This window comes from Flavobacterium sp. (genome assembly GCF_027483985.1).
In the GTDB taxonomy this organism is placed as follows: domain Bacteria; phylum Bacteroidota; class Bacteroidia; order Flavobacteriales; family Flavobacteriaceae; genus Flavobacterium.
Window position 1 is genome coordinate 12,686 of record NZ_JAIXTJ010000048.1, and the last position, 20,257, is coordinate 32,942.

At 31.0% G+C, this 20,257-nt stretch carries 15 protein-coding genes; 9 read left to right on the plus strand and 6 right to left on the minus strand.

The features are described from left to right. Positions 1-44: 44 nt before the first annotated feature. The 5 genes from kdpA to Q0050_RS12135 form a co-directional block, all read right to left on the minus strand. A complete protein-coding gene (gene kdpA, locus Q0050_RS12115) occupies positions 45-1,766 on the minus strand; it encodes a potassium-transporting ATPase subunit KdpA (RefSeq protein ID WP_298396103.1) in 1,722 nt (573 codons plus the stop codon). 21 nt (positions 1,767-1,787) lie between these two features. Then, on the minus strand, positions 1,788-1,865 hold the full coding sequence (gene kdpF / locus Q0050_RS12120; protein WP_298396204.1) for a K(+)-transporting ATPase subunit F: 78 nt from the start codon (positions 1,863-1,865) through the stop codon (positions 1,788-1,790). Between the two features lie 113 nt (positions 1,866-1,978). Further along, positions 1,979-2,260, minus strand: a complete 282-nt coding sequence (locus tag Q0050_RS12125) for a hypothetical protein (RefSeq protein WP_298396106.1) — start codon at positions 2,258-2,260, stop codon at positions 1,979-1,981. 165 nt (positions 2,261-2,425) lie between these two features. Then, positions 2,426-3,766 carry a sigma-54 dependent transcriptional regulator gene (locus tag Q0050_RS12130; RefSeq protein WP_298396108.1) on the minus strand — a complete coding sequence of 447 codons (1,341 nt, stop codon included), beginning with the start codon at positions 3,764-3,766 and terminating at the stop codon, positions 2,426-2,428. A 34-nt stretch (positions 3,767-3,800) separates the two neighbouring features. Beyond that, on the minus strand, positions 3,801-4,232 hold the full coding sequence (locus Q0050_RS12135; protein WP_298396110.1) for a nuclear transport factor 2 family protein: 432 nt from the start codon (positions 4,230-4,232) through the stop codon (positions 3,801-3,803). A 124-nt stretch (positions 4,233-4,356) separates the two neighbouring features. Between Q0050_RS12135 and panB the strand changes: the two genes are divergently transcribed. The 8 genes from panB to Q0050_RS12175 all read left to right on the plus strand — a co-directional run bounded on the left by panB (position 4,357) and on the right by Q0050_RS12175 (position 16,972). Beyond that, entirely contained in the window at positions 4,357-5,175 is an 819-nt protein-coding gene (gene panB / locus Q0050_RS12140; RefSeq protein ID WP_298396112.1) for a 3-methyl-2-oxobutanoate hydroxymethyltransferase, read from the plus strand. Between the two features lie 138 nt (positions 5,176-5,313). Then, complete coding sequence (locus Q0050_RS12145; RefSeq protein WP_298396115.1) at positions 5,314-6,009, plus strand: RluA family pseudouridine synthase; 696 nt, start codon at positions 5,314-5,316, stop codon at positions 6,007-6,009. Between the two features lie 79 nt (positions 6,010-6,088). Beyond that, positions 6,089-7,465, plus strand: coding sequence for a hypothetical protein (locus Q0050_RS12150; RefSeq protein ID WP_298396118.1), 1,377 nt, complete (start codon positions 6,089-6,091; stop codon positions 7,463-7,465). A 3-nt stretch (positions 7,466-7,468) separates the two neighbouring features. Further along, positions 7,469-8,797 (plus strand): aldehyde dehydrogenase, encoded by a 1,329-nt coding sequence (locus tag Q0050_RS12155; protein ID WP_298396121.1) that lies wholly within the window; start codon positions 7,469-7,471, stop codon positions 8,795-8,797. A gap of 681 nt (positions 8,798-9,478) precedes the next feature. Then, positions 9,479-12,901, plus strand: coding sequence for a PAS domain S-box protein (locus Q0050_RS12160; protein WP_298396124.1), 3,423 nt, complete (start codon positions 9,479-9,481; stop codon positions 12,899-12,901). A gap of 41 nt (positions 12,902-12,942) precedes the next feature. Next, positions 12,943-13,809, plus strand: a complete 867-nt coding sequence (locus Q0050_RS12165) for a neutral zinc metallopeptidase (protein WP_298396127.1) — start codon at positions 12,943-12,945, stop codon at positions 13,807-13,809. A gap of 234 nt (positions 13,810-14,043) precedes the next feature. Continuing rightward, the gene (locus Q0050_RS12170; RefSeq protein WP_298396130.1) at positions 14,044-15,369 is read left to right on the plus strand and encodes a hydroxymethylglutaryl-CoA synthase; all 1,326 of its coding nucleotides are present in this window, start codon (positions 14,044-14,046) and stop codon (positions 15,367-15,369) included. 1,372 nt (positions 15,370-16,741) lie between these two features. Beyond that, positions 16,742-16,972, plus strand: a complete 231-nt coding sequence (locus Q0050_RS12175) for a hypothetical protein (protein WP_298396134.1) — start codon at positions 16,742-16,744, stop codon at positions 16,970-16,972. A gap of 210 nt (positions 16,973-17,182) precedes the next feature. On the opposite strand, the gene Q0050_RS12180 is transcribed toward Q0050_RS12175, so the two are convergent. Then, positions 17,183-18,718: a YifB family Mg chelatase-like AAA ATPase gene (locus Q0050_RS12180; RefSeq protein ID WP_298396137.1), complete on the minus strand. Its 1,536-nt coding sequence runs from the start codon at positions 18,716-18,718 to the stop codon at positions 17,183-17,185. A 136-nt stretch (positions 18,719-18,854) separates the two neighbouring features. Between Q0050_RS12180 and Q0050_RS12185 the strand changes: the two genes are divergently transcribed. Then, a complete protein-coding gene (locus tag Q0050_RS12185) occupies positions 18,855-20,042 on the plus strand; it encodes an ATP-binding protein (RefSeq protein ID WP_298396139.1) in 1,188 nt (395 codons plus the stop codon). Positions 20,043-20,257: the final 215 nt, after the last annotated feature.

A 20,257-nucleotide genomic window follows, 5' to 3' on the forward strand; every position in this document is an offset into this window, starting at 1 on the left:
GTAATCATTTTATTACATGCGGCAATACATTATACAAGCATTATTTATTTCAATGTAAAATATTCTGCTAATGGACCTAAAGCTAATGCTGGAAAGAAAGATAGTGCCGCAATGATTGCAATCACAGCGAAAACCATAATTCCGAAAATAGTCGTATCCGTTTTTAATGTTCCAGCACTTTCTGGAATGTATTTTTTATTAGCTAATAATCCTGCAATGGCAAGTGGCCCAATAATTGGGAGAAATCTACCCAATAGCAATACAATTCCCGTAGTAATATTCCAAAACGGATTGTTATCTCCCAAACCTTCAAATCCTGAACCATTATTAGCAGCACTTGAGGTAAATTCATATAACATTTCAGAAAAACCGTGATTAGCTGGATTGTTCAACCATCCTGTTGCATTGCCGTTGAACCAATATCCCATTGCTGTATCATTGGCCGCACAATAAGAAGCTAAAGCTGTTCCCGCTAAAATTAATAAAGGATGCAAAATGGCAATGAAGGCCGCGATTTTTACTTCACGTGCTTCGATTTTCTTGCCTAAAAATTCTGGCGTTCTGCCTACCATTAATCCCGATATGAAAACTGCAAGAATGATGAAGATGTAGAAATTTAACCATCCAACACCGCAACCACCATAAAAAGCATTTATCATCATCGACAATAATTGCATTGCTCCTGACATTGGCATCGAACTGTCGTGCATACTATTAACAGAACCTGTTGATATTACCGTTGTTGCAATACTCCAAAATCCTGAAATAACTGGACCAAATCGAACTTCTTTACCTTCCATTGCACCTGTCGTTTGCATAATTCCCATTTTTGCAATAGCAGGATTTCCATTTAATTCAGAGCCAATTGTTGGAATAACCAAGAGTAAAAATCCGATCGTCATCACACCAAAAACTACATAAGAAAATTTACGTTTTTTAAGATAAAATCCCAAGGCAAAAATCATTGCAAAAGGAATAATTAATTGTGCCCAAAGTTCGATAGCATTAGTAAAATAAGTTGGGTTTTCTAATGGATGTGCTGAATTAGCTCCGAAGAAACCACCACCGTTAGTACCAATATGTTTGATTCCGATAAATGCAGCTGCTGGACCGCGAGAAACTTCAACAGTATCGCCTTGTAACGTTGTGATATGATCTTTACCTTCAAAAGTCATTGGTGTACCATTGAAAATTAATAGTACAGCAACAAATGCTGATAATGGCAATAAAATACGAGTACAACTTTTAATAAAATAATTATAGAAGTTGCCTAAATGCTCTGTTGTTCTTTCTTTCATAGCATTGAAAACCATTGCTGCTGCTGCCATTCCGACACCTGCAGAAACGAACTGTAAAAACATTAAAAACATCTGTCCTAAATAAGATAATCCGGATTCACCTGAATAATGTTGTAAATTGCAGTTGACTACAAATGAAATGGCTGTATTAAAAGCTAAATCAGGACTCATTGATGGATTTCCATCAGGATTTAATGGTAAATTTCCTTGAAAGATTAGTATAAAAAAGCAAAGGATAAACCAAACCATATTGACACTCAAGAGTGCTTTTAGGTGTTGTTTCCAATTCATTTCTTTTTTGTCATTTATACCACTTATTTTAAAAATAAAGCGTTCAATGGGATTAAAAATGGAATCTAATATGGTTTTGTCTCCTCTATAAACTTTCGCTATATACTTTCCGAATGGAATAGCTAAAACAATAGTAAGAAGAAAAACAGTTACGACTCCAAGAATTTCTGTGTTCATAATTAAATTGGTATTAAAAATTTAAAATTTTTCTGGTTTAATTAATACATAAACCAGATAACCAAATACGGCCAAAGCGACGGTAAAAAGTGCTATCATAATTTAGATTTTTTCAAAAAATTCGACCGATTTAAAACAAATAGCAAAAAGGGAAATTCCTAATGCGAGTAAAAGAATAGTGCTTGTCATAGAGTTAATTTATTAGTTTCAAATTATACTGAAGTTGCATTAATTTGTTTGATGTATTCTGCTCTTAAAGTAGCTGGAAAAAGATTGGCAATACTGCAATTTCTAAATTCCATAAAAGAAGAAACCGAATATAGGTACACTGTCGAAATCACTTCTTTTGTATCCTTGCTTCCGTTAATTAAAAGATTTTCGGCAATGGTTAAAAGTTTCTTTGCTCTAGAAATGTTTCCTGAAATGATGGTTTTTTTTGTGATTTCTGAAAAGCGTTCTGCTTGCTGGTAAATCGTTTTTGTTTTATTTTTCATAATGATGAATATTTTAATTCTTCATCGCCTATGCCAAAATGTGTTCCATTAATAAAACAAAATAAATAAGTGTCTGCAAAACAATTAGTTAAATATTTTTATGAAAAACAAAATCATAAAAAAACCTATCAAAATGATAGGCTTTTATTAAAATGATAGGATTGCTTATTGAATGTTATATTCGTCTAATTTCCTATATAAAGTAGCAATTCCAATTTGTAGAAGTCTGGCCGTTTCTGCCTTATTTCCTTTTGAATAATTTAATACCTTTTGAATGTGCAGTTTTTCAACACTATTCATTGAAAATGCTGACATTGATTTGTTATGATTATCGCTTTGATGTAGTATTTCATAAGGCAACACATCAAGAGTTAACACATCATTGGTAGCTAAAATAACAGCTCTTTCAATAATATTTTTAAGTTCTCTTATATTTCCGGGATAGTGATAGCTTTCTAATTTATGAAGGAAATTATCTTCAATTTGCAATGTTTTTTTATTAATCGAAGTAGAAAATTGCTCAACAAAAAAATGTACCAAAGGTGAAATATCTTTTACTCGTGCCCTTAAAGGCGGAATATTGATTTCAAAAATATTTAGTCGAAAATACAAATCAGAACGAAATCGATGTTGATCGCTCTCAACTTTCAAATCTCTATTTGTTGCTGCTATCAATCTGAAATTTGATTTTCTTGGAGTGGTATCACCTACTGGAATAAACTCATTAGTCTCTAAAACACGAAGCAGTTTTGCCTGTAATTCTATAGGCATTTCTCCAATTTCATCTAAAAATAACGTTCCGCCATTGGCTTCCTCAATAAATCCTTTTTTGTCTTTTACAGCTCCGGTAAAAGCACCTTGTTTGTGCCCGAATAGCTCGCTTTCTAATATTTCTTTGCTAAAGGTACTACAATTTAAAGCTACAAAAGATCTACTTGCATTGGAACTGTTTTCGTGAATGGCTTGCGCAAAAACTTCTTTTCCTGTTCCTGTTTCACCTGATAACAAAACCGTTGAATTAGTTTTAGCTACTTTTTTAGCCAAATCAATTACTTGCTCAATTGCTTTTGATTTTCCTATGATGGTATCAAATGAATATTTTTCTGAAATTCTTTTTTCGAGCTGTTTGACTTTCTTTTGCAATTGAACTTTTTCAAAAGCTTTATAGAGTAACGGAATGATTTTATCGTTATCATCGCCTTTCACAATGTAATCAAAAGCACCATTTTTCATAGCTTGTACACCATCAGAAATAGTGCCATAAGCGGTTAGTAAAACTACTTCTGTAAGAGGAAAACTAGCTTTTATTTTTTGAAGAAAATCTACACCGTTGCCATCAGGAAGTTTAACATCACAAAGCACCACATCAACATCATTCTGTTCCATTTTTTTGAAACCTGATTTTAAATCGGATGCTTCAATAACGTCAAAACCTTCTGATTTTATAATTCTGGCAAGAAGTCCGCGAAGTTTTTCTTCATCATCTATGATTAGGATATTTTTCAAAAGATAACGATTTATTTGCGCAAAATTACATTATTTACTTTCGTCTAGTGTCAATTACATAAATAATTTTCCAAGTACCATTTTCTTTAAAAAGAGTAAAAGCATTGACACCTGAGTGACTAAATTTATCGTTTAAGTAAAATTCATAAGGTGTCCAAGCGTGCGCCATCGTTCCGTCAACTTGAATGGAATAACCCAATATCTTTTCTTTAATTTTAATAGTAGCCGGAATAGAAGCTATCGATTTATAGAACTCTTTAGCCGATTCATCTAATAATTTAGCACTATTAGCATTTTCCATTATGGATTGTAAAATTATTTTATCAGAGCAAACTGACTTCATTTTAATGGTATCTTTAGCGTGAAAACCTTCAAAAAAAGTTTCAATAACCTTCTGAATTTCTTGATTTTGTGCTTGAATAGAACTAGCAAAAATCATTATTAAGAGAAATATTGTTTTTTTCATTTTAGAACAAATTTATAATTACATCAATATTAGTATATTTTTGGTTGTATTTATTACAAAACTAATCGATTTTATTACTTTTACAGCTTTAAATCTAATATTTGAAATTTAAAATCTAAAATTAATGTCAGTAGCTAAAAAAGATTACAAACGAATTACAACCAAATCATTAATTGAAATGAAAGCCAATGGCGAAAAAATTTCAATGTTAACTGCTTATGATTTTACCATGGCAAAAATTGTTGATACTGCTGGTGTTGACGTAATTTTGGTTGGAGATTCAGCAAGTAATGTTATGGCTGGACACGAAACGACTTTGCCAATTACTTTAGATCAAATGATTTATCACGCATCAGGTGTAGTTAGAGCAATTGACCGAGCCTTAGTTGTGGTCGATTTGCCCTTTGGAAGTTACCAATCTGATCCTAAAGAAGCCTTGCGTTCGTCAATTAGAATAATGAAAGAATCTGGTGGACACGCAGTTAAATTGGAAGGTGGAAGTGAAATTAAAGATTCTATCAAGAAAATTTTAAACGCCGGAATTCCTGTTATGGGACATTTAGGTTTGACACCACAATCCATCTATAAATTTGGAACGTACACCGTTCGTGCAAAAGAAGATGCTGAAGCCGAAAAATTAATGGAAGATGCCAAATTACTAGAAAAATTAGGATGCTTTGCTCTAGTTCTAGAAAAAATTCCTGCACATTTAGCTGAAAAAGTAGCCAAAAGTATATCGATTCCCGTAATCGGAATTGGCGCTGGTGGCGGCGTTGACGGTCAAGTTTTAGTAATTCACGATATGTTAGGAATGAACAATGAATTCAGTCCGAGATTCTTGCGTCGTTATTTAGATTTATACGATCAAATGACCAAAGCAATCGGGAATTATGTTGCTGATGTAAAAAGTCAAGATTTTCCAAATGCTAATGAACAATACTAGTAATTAGTGATTAGTAATTAGTGATTAGTGATTAGTGATTAGTGATTAGTGATTAGTAAATAGTGATTAGTGATTAGTAATTAGTGATTAGTAAATAGTGATTAGTAAATAGTAATCAGTAAATAGTAAATATTCATTTTGGCAGAAAAAATAGTATCTACAAAAAATAACCTTCAAGTTCTTCACGAAGACAATCATATTATTGTGGTTAACAAACGTGTTGGCGATATTGTGCAAGGTGATAAAACTGGTGACAAACCGCTTTCTGAAATAGTTAAAGAATATATTAAAGAAAAATACAACAAACCTGGTGAAGTTTTTCTTGGTGTTGTACATCGATTGGACAGACCTACAACTGGAATTGTGGTGTTTGCCAAAACAAGTAAAGCGTTAGAACGTTTGAATAAAATGTTTAGCGAACGTGAAACTAACAAAACCTATTGGGCAGTAGTTAAAAATAAACCTGCAAAAAGCGAGGATAATCTGATTCATTTTCTGAAAAGAAACGAAAAAAACAATACTTCTAAAGCACATTTAAAAGAAGTTCCTGAAAGCAAAAAAGCCTCTTTAGATTATAAAATCATTAAAACATTAAATAACTATTTTGCTTTAGAAATCAACCTTCATACTGGAAGACATCATCAAATTCGTGCGCAATTACAAGCCATTGGTTGTCCGATAAAAGGCGATTTGAAATATGGTTTTGATCGCAGTAATCCTGATGGAGGCATTCATTTACATGCTCGAAAATTAGCTTTTATTCATCCAGTTTCAAAAGAAGAAATTACAATTATTGCACCAACTCCATCGGATGTGATTTGGAATTCCATTTAAATAATGTAACTTTACTTCACAATTCAAATCCTATTTAAACGTTTATAATAGTAAAACCCAAATTTACAATCCTATTTCTATGAAAAAATTAATTTTATTCACACTTACCTTAGTCGCAAGCGCTTCTTATGCGCAAGATCATTTTGCTGGTTTAACAAATTCTAGCAGAGTTGGAATATTAAGCACAGCAATCAATCCTGCTGAATTGGTAAATATGTCTAACAAATTTGAAATTAATGGTGTTGGATTTAGTATCAACGCTTCCAACAACAAAATTGGATTCAGCGATTTAACTTCTGATAAAGACATCGAGACCTTATTGTTCAACGGTAACGAACCAGTGAATTTAAGAATTGATGCCGAAGTATATGGACCAGGTTTAGCCATTAAATATAAAAGTTGGGCTTTAGCAATAACTTCAAAAGTTAATGGCAAACTAGATGCTGTTGATATTGATACTAAATTAGGAGATGCACTTGTTAACTCAGGATTAAATAGTTTGCTAGGTTCTTCAACGATAAACAATAATTATAATCAAAGACTTACAGGAACCACTTGGGGTGAAGTTGGATTTACACTTGCTAAAAATTTAGTAGATACTGAAAAATACAAATTTAATGCTGGTGCAACATTCAAATTATTGTTTCCAGGTTCGTATTCTAATCTTGGTTTAGACAAGTTTTCAGGAACAATTAACAATCTCGGTACTCAAGTATATTTAAACAATACAACCGCCAATTTAAATATTGCTTATTCAGGAAGTTTGGCTAACAGTTTTTCGAATTTTGAGGATTATTCCCAATCGGTATTTGGTGGATTGAATGGTTTTTCTGGTGATATTGGCGTAAACTTTCAATGGAAAGATATTGCAGAAACTAATCCGAAAAGAAATCAGAATAAATATAAGTTAAATGCAGGTTTAGCATTGAGAAATATTGGTTCAATGACGTTTAGTGATGATAACAATTACAATACTAATTACACTTTAAACATTCAGCCAACTACTGCAAATCCGCAAGGTTTGAATTTAAATCAGTTTGAAAACGTTGACAGTCTTCAACAAATTGAAAACATCCTAATCAATCAAGGTTATTTGACTAAACAACCTGAACGAAAAGATTTTAAAGTAAAATTACCAACCTTATTTACCGCTTATGTAGACTTAAAAATAGTTTCAAAATTATTTGTTTCAGGATACATCCAACAAAAAGTTAATGAAGATAATAATAACGACCAGATTACAGCACAAAATAGTTTTACTATCACACCAAGATTAAATTTAGGATTTTTCGAAGTTTATTCACCTTGGTCAAGCAACGAAGTTTCAGGCTTTAATGGTGGAATCGGTTTTAGAGTTGGTGGCTTCTACCTTGGTTCAGGTTCAATCATCACGGCAGCAATAAATGATAGCAAACAAGCCGATGCTTATGTTGGTTTTAGATGGTCATTCTTATAAATTATGCAATACAAAACCGATATAAGTTATAGAAAAAAGAAGCTAACGACGCTTTTAAGTGTTTTAGTAAAATACGAAAAAGACATTGTTGATGCGTTATATAATGATTTTAAAAAATCAGAATTTGAAGCTGTAATCACCGAAACTAGCTACGTTCGATCAGATTTAAAAAATACTATAAAAAATATTTATAAGTGGGCAAAACCTAAATCGGTACTTCCATCGATAGTTAATTTTCCTTCTTCAGATTATATTTTGAGCGAACCTTATGGCAAAGTTTTAATTATTTCGCCTTGGAATTATCCTTATCAATTGGCACTTTGTCCGTTGATTGCAGCGGTTGCTGCCGGTAATCAAGTCGTTTTAAAACCATCGGAATTAACTACAAATACTTCAACGATAATTAGTAAAATCGTTGCTGAAGTATTTGACACTAATCATGTTGAAGTCATTGAAGGCGGCGTTGAAGTTTCAGAACAATTATTAGCACAACGTTGGGATTATATTTTCTTTACCGGAAGCGTACCTGTTGGAAAAATTGTTGCCAAAGCTGCAGCAGCATTTATGACACCTGTCACATTAGAACTTGGCGGAAAAAATCCGTGTATTATTGATGAACATTGTGATGTTAAAATCACTGCAAAACGAATCGTTTGGGGTAAATTTCTGAACGCTGGTCAAACTTGCATTGCACCTGATTATTTATTAGTCCATACTAATGTTAAAGCGAAAATTGTTGAAGCATTAAAACTAGAAATAACCGCAGCGTTCGGCGAAAATCCTGAACTTTCTCCTGATTTTCCGCGAATTGTTAATGAAAAGAATTTCGATCGTTTATCAAAATTTCTCGAAAATGAAACCATTCTTTGTGGTGGAATTACCAATAAAAAGGATACTTACATTGCTCCTACACTTCTTGATGAGTCTAAACTAGAGAGTTTGGTAATGAAAGATGAAATCTTCGGACCTATTTTACCGATAATTAGTTATCAAACTGAAAATCAGATTGAAACTATTATTTCTAACTATGAAAAACCGTTATCACTTTATGTTTTTTCAACGAGAAAACAATGGGCAAAAGCTATTGTTAAAAAATACTCTTTCGGTGGTGGCTGTATAAATGATACTATAGTGCATTTTTCTAACAATCGAATGCCATTTGGAGGTGTTGGTTCTAGTGGTATCGGCGCTTATCACGGAAAACTAAGTTTTGATTCCTTTTCTCACAAAAAAGCTATCGTAAACAAGTCGTTGTGGCTTGACATCCCTTTGAGGTACGCACCTTATGGTACAAAACTTACATTTCTTAAAAAATTATTAAACTGGATGTGATTTTTTGTTAAATCACTGCATTTAATTTGTATATTGCTTTGCAAAATAATTAATACTTAGATGTTTGTTCCAAAAGATTTATTTTTTTTCATCTCGAACTTAAAATTAAATTATGCTCTAATGTTAGTAAACAAGCTAGAAGTTGATTTTTTATTAATCAACACTTTGTTTAATACTAATCTTTGGTTAATTGCAACAATCACTTTTTTGTTATTGTATTTTAGTTACCATTATTTAAAAATAACATCAAAAGTTCAAATTAATTTTGATAACGATTTTTCTGAATTTGAACCTAAGTTAGAGCAATATCAAAACAACTTATTATTTTTAGGAATAATTCTCCCTTTGGTTGAATTTTTATATGAAATTTATAACGTGAGAATTACTTCGTTGTTTGTTCCTAATTTGCTCTTTGGTATAGTACTAATTTTCATTTATTTCCTTAGTATAAAATCCAAAATAAATTACCATTACATTATTTATATATGCATAACGCTTTATCTAACTTATTTTTGCTACACCTTTTATAATCTACTTTTTAAACCCTTTGAATTCATATCTTATGTTGAGTTATTGATATGTTATTTTCTATCTTATAATGCTTTTAAAACTCTAGTTCAATATTTAATTTTTTCGATTATTGTCCTTCTTTTTACTATAAGCCTATACAATCAAAATTATTTGTCAAATGATTTAATACTTATTCTATTTTGTTCCTTTTTTTCTACAACTGGAATTCACCTAGCTAGACATATTGCTTTGGTTAATACCAAAAATAAATTTCTATTTACAAACGAAATTGTCAATAAAGGAAATTCACTTACAATAGCAACCAATAAAAAAGGGGAACTTTCTTATTGTAGTGATCAAATAAAAGATTTTTTAGGATATACACCCGAAGAGGTTTTAGGAATGAAGTTTTGGGAATTGACCGAAGACAACGATTTTATTGGTGAAACCTATCACGATAATTACATTGATAACCGACTTTATGTTAGGAGATTAAAGTCAAAAAATGGAGAATACAAATACATTCAGTGGAAGGACAAAAAATTCAATGATAACTTGATTATTGGAATCGGACAAGATGTCACAGAGCAAGTAAACATTCAAAATCAACACCGAAATTTAATTGAAAGTGCCAACGATATCATTTATGAAACCGATATTAATGGCAACTATACTTTTATAAACAAACATTCAGAAATAATACTAGGTTATACTCTTAAAGAGATGTACAATCACTACTATACTGATTTTATTCGAAAAGATTATAAGGAAAAAGTAGTAGAGTTCTATAACCGACCATTAAAAAAATCCAATAGCTTTCCAACGCTAATTTTTCCAATTATCACTAAAGAAAATAAGACCATTTGGTTGTCACAAAATGTGTCTGTTAAAAGAAATGACTTAGGTATGGTTACCGGATTTACGGTTATCGCAAGAGACATAACACTCATCAAAAACATTGAAATAGAATCTACTAGAAGAGAAAATAAAATTAGAAGATACAATGATGTAATCAAACAACTAACCATAAAAAGTTTTTCTGGTCAAGACAATTTTGATGATTTTTTAAATTATTTATTAAAAATTGTAGCCCAGAAGGTAGATATTAGCAGGGTAAGTTTTTGGAATTATCATCAAGACCATATTGTTTGTACTAAACAATATTTATATAACAAAGACACTTATGCCAATGGTGTTGTATTATACAAAAAAGGACACCCTATTTATTTTGATGCTATTGAGAAAGAGAATCAAATAATCGCATCTAACGTATTTGAAAATGAAGACTTAAAAGAATTTTGGTCAGATTATTTTCCTCAAAATAATATTTTTTCAATGTTAGATTCACCAGTTTATTCTAACGGAAAACTTATTGGAATTTTATGCTTCGAATCAACTACTAAAGTTAAGAATTGGGATATTGAAGACATCAATTTTTCAAGAAGCATTTGCGATTTTATTTCCATTGCAATGGAAACCAACTCGCGAATTGAAGCAGAGAGAAAATTAGAATATAAAAGTGAATTGCTAACTGCAATAACCAAAATCACTAACAAACTTTTAAGTGAAAAGAATCTTGAAAACATATTTGATGAAATTCTTTTCCATATCGGTAAAGCTGCTAAAGTTGACAGAGTTCATTTTTTTGTAAGTGATCCAAAAGCTAATTGCATTAGACTTGTGCACGAATGGGCGGAAGATGCTGTTGAAAATCAAATTAATAATTCAGAACTACAAAACTTCTCTTATGAAAATTTTAAAGATTTACTTGGTATATTAATTACTAACAAAGAGTATAACTTTTTAGTAAAAGATTTAGAAAACTCTCCAGCCAAACAAAGTCTTGAAAGAAGGAAAATTATTTCACTTCTACGACTACCCGTTTTTGTTAAAGATGAGTTTTATGGTTTTATTGGGTTTGATGATTGCCATAAAGAACGTGTTTGGAATGAAGATGAGATAAATATTTTAAGAACTTTAGCTAATAACATTTCCTCAGCAATTGAACGTTCTATAAATGAAACCATCATTTTAGAAAACGAAGAACGATTTAGATTATTAACCGATAATATTCCGGGTACTGTTTTTCTGTCAAATTATGATGAGAAATGGTCGGATATTTATTTAAACGATGAAATTGAAAATCTAACAGGCTATTCTAAATTAGAATTTCTTGAAAATAAAGTTTACTTCATCGATTTAATCCATCCAGAAGATAAACTTAAAGTAGAGCGAGACGTAGAACTTGCCATTTCAGAAAAGAAAAAAATCCATAATATCTTTAGAATTTTTACTAAAGATGGCACTATTAAATGGGTTGAAGAGTTTGGTGATGCTATCTACAAAGACGATAAAATCAATTATATTGAAGGAATTTTAATTGATATTACTAAGCAAAAAGAAAACGAAAATGCTATAAAAGCTAAAGAACTTGCCGAAGCAGCCAACAAAGCTAAATCGGAATTTTTAGCCAATATGAGTCACGAAATTAGAACACCTTTAAATGGAATCATTGGATTTACTGATTTACTTAAGAATACTAAATTAGAAACTATCCAGCAAAAGTATATGAACACCATCAATCAATCGGCAAATTCATTGATGGAAATTATTAATGATATTCTAGACTTCTCCAAAATCGAATCAGGTAAATTAGAATTAGAAATCAAACAATACGACTTGTCTGAAATTCTTAATCAAGTAATAGAATTGATTAAATATGATTCTAATTTAAAAAAATTAGATTTGAGTTTAATCATTCAAAATGAAATTCCGAAATACATTTGGATTGATAGTATTAGACTAAAACAAATTTTAATAAATTTATTAAGTAACGCCGTAAAATTTACTGAAAAAGGAACCATTTCACTTTCAATAAATTTGATAAATACTAATAACGACAAAAGTTCCAATTTAAGATTTTCAGTAAAAGATACCGGACTCGGAATCAAAAAAGATTACCAACAAAAGATATTTGATTCGTTTTCTCAAGGTGATACATCAACAACCAGAAAATTTGGAGGAACTGGCTTAGGATTAACAATATCCAATCAATTACTATCGCTAATGGGCAGCAAATTGCAACTCAAAAGTGATTACGGAAAAGGAAGTGAATTCTATTTTGATTTAACACTTGAAACCTCAAATGAATCAGAGGAAATTGTCCCTGAAGATCGAATCAATCCTACCGCAGAAAAGGTAACTGTAGATTATGGTCACGAAAATTTCAAAATTTTGCTGGTTGAAGACAATAAAATAAATATGCTTTTGGCCAAAACATTAATAAGACAAATTATTCCTTATGGCACTATTTATGAAGCAGAAAATGGTCAAGAAGCTGTAGATAAATTTGCTATTTTGAAACCCGATTTGATTTTGATGGATGTTCAAATGCCAATAAAAAATGGCTATGAAGCAACTAAAGAAATTAGGAAAACAAAAGTGGGAAAACATATTCCGATCATTGCACTAACGGCTGGCACGGTTATGGGAGAACGAGAAAAATGTTTAGATGCTGGTATGGATGATTATGCATCAAAACCCATAATTAAAGAAAATCTCAAATCCATTATTGCTAAATGGATAAAAAATTAACCAAAAAAACTATATTTGTTCTTATTAAAAATTTTTAAATTATGAAATGGAGAGGTAATCGTCAAAGTGATAACGTTGAAGACAGAAGAGGAATGTCAGGTGGCGGAAAAGCAATAGCTGGTGGTGGTGGATTAGTAATTGTGTTTTTTCTTGTGAAAATGTTTTTTCCAGAAGCGGCTCCATTATTAGATACAATTCAACAAAATCAATCACAGCAAACAACTCAACAAACAGGCAAACAAGTTGCTTTAACTCCAGAAGAAGTTGAAATTGGTGACTTTGCTAAAACGGTTTTTGCTTATACAGAAGATACTTTCGGACAAATTTTCCAAGAAAACAACCTTCAATACGAGCAACCAAAAATGGTTCTTTTTTCTGATGCTGTTGAAACGGCTTGTGGTGGTGCTACTGCTGCTTCTGGACCATTTTATTGTCCTGGAGATAAAAAAGTATATATGGATTTGCGTTTTTTTGAAGAATTAAAAACACGATTTGGTGCAAAAGGCGGAGATTTTGCCATTGCTTATGTAATAGCTCACGAAGTAGGTCATCACATTCAAACCATCACAGGAACTTCAACCAAAATGCGACAAATGCAACAAGGAATGAGTCAAACGGAAGCCAATAAATTATCAGTTTGTTTAGAATTACAAGCCGACTTTTATGCCGGTGTTTGGGCGCATTACAACAAACAATATCTCGAAGCTGGCGATATTGATGAAGCTTTAAGCGCTGCCCACGCTGTTGGTGACGACGCCATTCAAAGTAAAATGCAAGGACAAGTGCAACCGGATACTTTCACGCACGGAACTTCAGAACAAAGAAAATATTGGTTCAAACTTGGTTTTGAAACTGGCGATGTTGGACAAGGTGATACATTTGCAAAATATGGTTACAGTTTGAAATAACTTTATACTAAATAATAAATAAGAGAGCGATAATCCTATCGCTCTTTTTTTGTACAAAATTTAAAAATATAATTTCATAATAAAACCCGTGTATCCGATGTAAAAATGTTAAAAATAAAATAAACACTACTAAAAATTATCACATTCATAATTCGGCACAAATTTGTTAAAATTTAAAGATTGTTCAAGAAATAATTTGCTTTCAAATACTAAATTTGTTCAAAAATAGACACGATGAAAGTAGGAATTGACAGCATATCATTTGATTTACCAAAATTACATTTACCCATAAAAGTTCTTGCAGAAAACAGAAATATTGAACCTGAAAAACTAATCAAAGGATTAGGACTTAACAAAATGAGTTTTCCGGATACCAATCAAGATGTAGTTACTTTTGCTGCTAATTCAGTCTACAAACTTATTCAACAAGAACAACTCAATCCCAAAGATATTGCTAGAATCTATGTTGGTACCGAGAGTGCTGTTGATTCTTCTAAGCCAATTGCAACCTACATTACCGCGCTTTTAGAGCAAAAACTTGGTAAAGGTTCTTTCAATTATTGCGATACTTTAGATATGACTTTTGCATGCATTGGTGCTGTTGATGCCTTACAAACTACGCTCGATTTTATAAGATTAAATCCAACCAAAAAAGCTATTGTTGTTGCAACTGACAATGCAAAATATGATTTAAATTCAACTGGTGAATACACTCAAGGTGCTGGAGCCATTGCAATGCTTATCACCGCAAACCCACGAGTTTTAGCCTTTTCAAATGAAGTTGGTGTTTCCGCTCAAGGTGTTTTTGACTTCTTTAAACCAAGACGTTATATCTCCAAAAACGAAATTCTAAGCACTACCGAAAACCCTGAATGGTTTGGTATTTTAGAGAACGAAATCGCATTTTATAAAGAACAACCAGTTTTCGACGGACAATATTCTAACCAATGCTACATAAATAGAACAGTTGAAGCCTATAATCATTACAAAGAAGTCTCCAATCAAAATGGGAAACTTTACCAAAATTGGGAGAATGTTTTGATGCATTTACCCTATTGCTTCCAAGCCAGAAGAACATTTGTTGAAATATTTGCGCAAGAAAATCAGTTGACCGATGATATTAAATCCATTGCAAAATCTGAAGACTATCTAAATTTTGTAAACCAAAGTATTTTCCCTTCAGAAATTGCATCAGGACAAGTTGGAAATATGTACACTGGCTCTATTTTCTTAGGAATGCTATCTACGCTTTGCTACCATTTGCAAGAAAACACCAATCTTTCAAACAAAAAATTTGGTTTCATTGCCTACGGAAGTGGCTCTAAATCTAAAGTATTTGAAGCCGAAGTGCAAGAAGCTTGGAAATCGGTTATCGAAAAAACTAACTTATTCGAAACTTTAGACAATTCCACTGAAATCGACTTCGGAACGTATATAGCACTTCACAAAAAAGAACGCAAAGAAGCAGTTTTAAAACCTACTAACGAATATGTTTTAGATTATATAGAAAAAGAAAACCCTTTGCTACTTGGTGCGAGATACTATAAATTTATTAATTAAAAAAAGCGCACTATCAAAAACCCAACACCTATTAACTGAAAGCTGACAACCGACAACTGACAACCGACAACCGATAACAGACAACAGACAACGAAAAATCATCCCAACCAACCATCTCTATCCAAACTTCTGTACTGAATAGCTTCTGCAATATGGTTGGAAACAACTATACTCAATAGTTACACTTCTATAATTAACTATTAATTAATCAATTTCGATAATTGAAACCTTAAAATTATCTTTGTATTAAATTAAAACACCATTATTAAATTTCTTTGATTTCATTTGTAGTTGTGGTACATTTCCAAATGATGCAAATATTTATTGATTTGTCGATTATTTTTGCTTTTAATCGAAATTAGATTTTTTGTTTACAATAATTATTTTTCAAATTCAAGTATAATTGTACTTGTATGTGAAGTAATTGTTTCTTTACCTTTGTAATGCAATGAATTGAGATAAATGGGTGAATTAATAAATTCATTTTTTAGGTGCGTTTTGGATAGTTTTTTTATACAACGAAACAATTCAAAATCACAACGAAAAAGTTTCGTAAAATGGATTTATTATTTTGTCAAATTATCTAATAAAATAGAGGTTTTCTAGATCTTTTTATTGTGAATAAAAAAACATCTAAAAAATACAAAGTATTGATTTTAAAGGGATTTTAGCAAAAAAAATGTGTGTTAAATTTCTTACTGATTGTTAAAAACTAACGCCGATTGTGAATAAGTTTGACTTTCATTTTTAGTTATATTTAACAATCTTTGTAAAATAAAAAAATGAACCAACGCTAGTTGATTCATTTTGGTGATTGTTATCAGTATCTCCGATTAGATATTGAATGTTGTTTGGTCATTGACTTTTTGAATATTGTAAGCTCGGCAAAGGTTACAATACTGTTATTAAACTTAAAAATAATAAATTATGATTCACAATGAAGCACCTGACGGATTTGAATACATTTACAGAAAATGTATTACAATAAGGGGCAAAAGACATTGCAAATCACAAGGATGTTATAAACTTCTTGTAAGAATTAAGTAAAAACATAAACTTAATTAATTTGTTTGTCAGAATACTTTAATATTGCTGATTGATACTTATCCTAAATGCTTTATAAATCGGTATAAAGCATTTTTTATTTTTAAATATTTTATCAAAAATAAAATTATTTGTTGTAATAATATACAATAAACATAATTTAGAATGATTTTAAATAATAATTAAATTTATTTTTAAAAATAACCATAATAAATATCAAGCATTTAGATTGATATTAAAGTATTTCTAATTTTGATGATTGAATATCTTTTATTGCTATTATTAAAAAAATCTTACAAAAAAAAATTAACTATAAAAATAAAATCCAATGAATGAAGATCAAGCTGAGAAAATGATTAGTTTATTAAATTCAATAAATAAAAAACTAATAAGTATTGATGATACATTAAAAGATTCGTTCAATAAATTACTAAACATTGATGAAGGCATAGATAATGTTGTGAATAAAGTTGATAAGGTAAAAGATAAATTAGTTGATTGCGTTGATTTCCTTGATGGCATAAACGACTCAGCTAATAACATTGATAATAAAGTATAAATTATTTTAAATATGTTGAGGTTTTAATGCAGTTGCATTCAATTAAATGTGTCATTTAGAACCTTAACATATTATTTTTATGATTTTTTTTTCTTTATATCATAGGTTAATTAATTCTTTTATTTGATTATAAAACTCTAGTGTTGAAACAGACTGAAATGTTAATTTTCTAGCTGAAGCTAAAGGGAATTCAGGATGATTTTTTCAAAATCATCCCAACCAACCATCTCTATCCAAACTTCTGTACTGAATAGCTTCTGCAATATGGTTGGAAACCACACTTTCTGATTGTTCTAAATCGGCTATCGTTCGGGCAACTTTTAAGATTCTATCGAAGGCTCTTGCTGAAAGATTTAATCGCTCCATTGCCGTTTTAAGTAGTTGCAAAGACGCTTCATCTAAAGCACAGTATTCTCTAATTTGCTTTGAATTCATTTGTGCATTATAATGAATAGTATCAAATGCCTCAAATCGTTTGCTTTGAAGTTCTCTTGCAGCAGTAACTCTTTTTCTTATCTCAATACTACTTTCTGCTTTGCGGGTTTCTGTCAATTTATCAAAAGGCACCGGCGTTACTTCTATATGAATATCAATTCTATCCAAAAGTGGTCCAGAGATTTTACTCATATAGCGTTGCATTTCGTGTGGTGAAGACGTTTGAGGTGAATCAGGATCATTAAAATAGCCACTCGGACTCGGATTCATACTTGCCACCAACATAAAAGATGAAGGATAAGTAATGGTAAATTTTGCTCTAGAAATAGTTACTTCTCTATCTTCAAGCGGTTGACGCATTACTTCTAAAACTTCTCTTTTAAACTCTGGTAATTCATCCAAAAACAAAACACCATTGTGAGATAATGATATTTCACCAGGTTGTGGATAACTTCCGCCTCCAACTAAAGAGACTGAACTAGCAGTATGATGCGGCGCTCGAAAAGGTCGTTGACTCATTAAACCGGCATCTTTAATTTTTCCAGCAACTGAATGTATTTTGGTTGTTTCCAAAGCTTCTTTCAAAGTCATTGGTGGTAAAATACTTGGTAATCTTTTGGCAAGCATTGTTTTTCCTGAACCTGGTGGACCAATTAAAATGATATTATGACCTCCAGCTGCAGCAATTTCCATACAGCGTTTTATAGATTCTTGTCCTTTTACATCTGAAAAATCAAATTCGGGGAAATCCAATTCTTTATAAAATTCTTCTCTAGTATTGATTATTGTTGGTTCTAAAGTGCCTTTCCCTTCAAAAAAATTAATGATTTCTGTTACATTTTCTATTCCGTAAACATCTAATCCATCGACTACAGCCGCCTCTTTAGCATTTTGTTTTGGGAGGAAAAAACCTTTAAATCCTTCTTCTCGCGCTTGAATTGCAATAGATAATGCACCTTTTATTGGCTGCAAACCTCCATCGAGCGACAATTCGCCCATAATGACATATTTATCTACATCATCAGCTTTTATCTGACCAGAAGCTACAAGAATTCCAACCGCTAATGTCAAATCATAAGCAGAACCTTCCTTACGTAAATCGGCTGGCGCTAAATTAATAGTGATTTTTTTTACTGGTAATTGATAACCGTTGTTTTTGAGTGCAGCAGCAATTCTATAACTGCTTTCTTTAATGGCATTGTCGGGCAAACCGACTAAATGATATCCAACTCCTTTATCAATATTTACTTCAACAGTTATTGTTGTAGCTTGAACGCCAAAAACGGCGCTCCCGAAGACTTTTACTAACATGGCTTATAATTTTATTAAATGGCTTATACTGATGCAAATATAAAAAAAAATATAAAATGTGAGATTTTTTTTCAAATAAAAACTAAAAATGAAGTATTTTCGTATATGAGCGAACAACTCTAAAACAAAAACTACAATGCTTGATGAATCTAAAAGAATTGAAATTCTTAATCAATACAATATTCTTGATACCGATCCTGAGGAAGAATTTGATAACATCACTTTCTTAGCATCCACCTTATGTGATACTCCAATTTCAACAATTACAATAGTTGATAATTACCGTCAGTGGTTTAAATCTAAAATTGGTCTAAAAAGTAACGAAAGTTCGAGAGAATCTTCCTTTTGCTCAGTAGCGATAGGTAAATCTTCTGAAACTACCATTATAGAAAAGTTAATGGAAAATGAAGATTTTAGAAAAGTTGGATTGTTAAACGGATTAAAAGAGGAAGGTTTCTATGCAGGTGTTCCGCTAAAAGATAAAGAATCAGGTGCAATTCTAGGTACACTTTGTGTGATTGATTATGTTAACAAAACACTATCGGACAAACAAATTAAGTCATTAGAAATTTTAGCAGAACAAACTACAAAATTATTTGAATTACGAAAAAAATTCAAATCATTATCCGACAATAATGAACATTTATTTTTTAAATACTCGGAGCTAGAAAATTTTGCTAGTGTTGTTTCACACGATATAAAATCGCCTTTAAATAATATTATTTCATTAATCGGGTTAATGAAAGAAAATTCAGAAATTGCTTTTAAAGATAAAGATATCGACTATTTAAATCTAATTGAAGAATGTTCTTTGCAACTGAAAGTTTATATTGATGGAATACTTGACTTTTATAAAATAGACGCTTTAGATTTTTCATCAAAAGAAGAAATCGTAATCTATGAATTGATAGAAGAACTAAAAACAATGCTTTCTGTTGATCCAAAAGTTGCCATTTACTTTTCAAGTGAGTTTAAAAGTATTAAGATTAGCAAATATGCATTGATGCAACTACTAATCAACTTGGTGTCTAATGGAATAAAATACAACGATAAAGAGGATATCATTGTAAAAATTGATTTTAGTACCGATCAAGACCATTATATCATAAAGGTATCTGACAATGGCATCGGAATCAATCCTGAAAATTTCAATAACATGTACGAATCATTTAAAAATTTGAACGTAAAAGATCGCTATGGAAATTATGGCACAGGACTAGGTTTGTCTACCGTAAAAAAAATAGTCAACAGAATGCGCGGTAAAATTGAAGTCGTATCAGAATTAAAAATAGGTACAGAATTTAAAATTCTATTGAAAAAATAAATAGTATTTACTACTAGTAAAAACCATCATCTATTAATTTAGATGATGGTTTTTTTATTTGGAACACTAAAAATCTTTCCAAAAACTATGTAATGTAGACAAATCCAAACTTCATTCTAGAGTATATTATAAATAGAATTTAACATAAAGCCAACAATCATACTTATTGTTAAATCTTTAAAAACTTCGTAAAAAAGTTTTTTATTACTAAAACG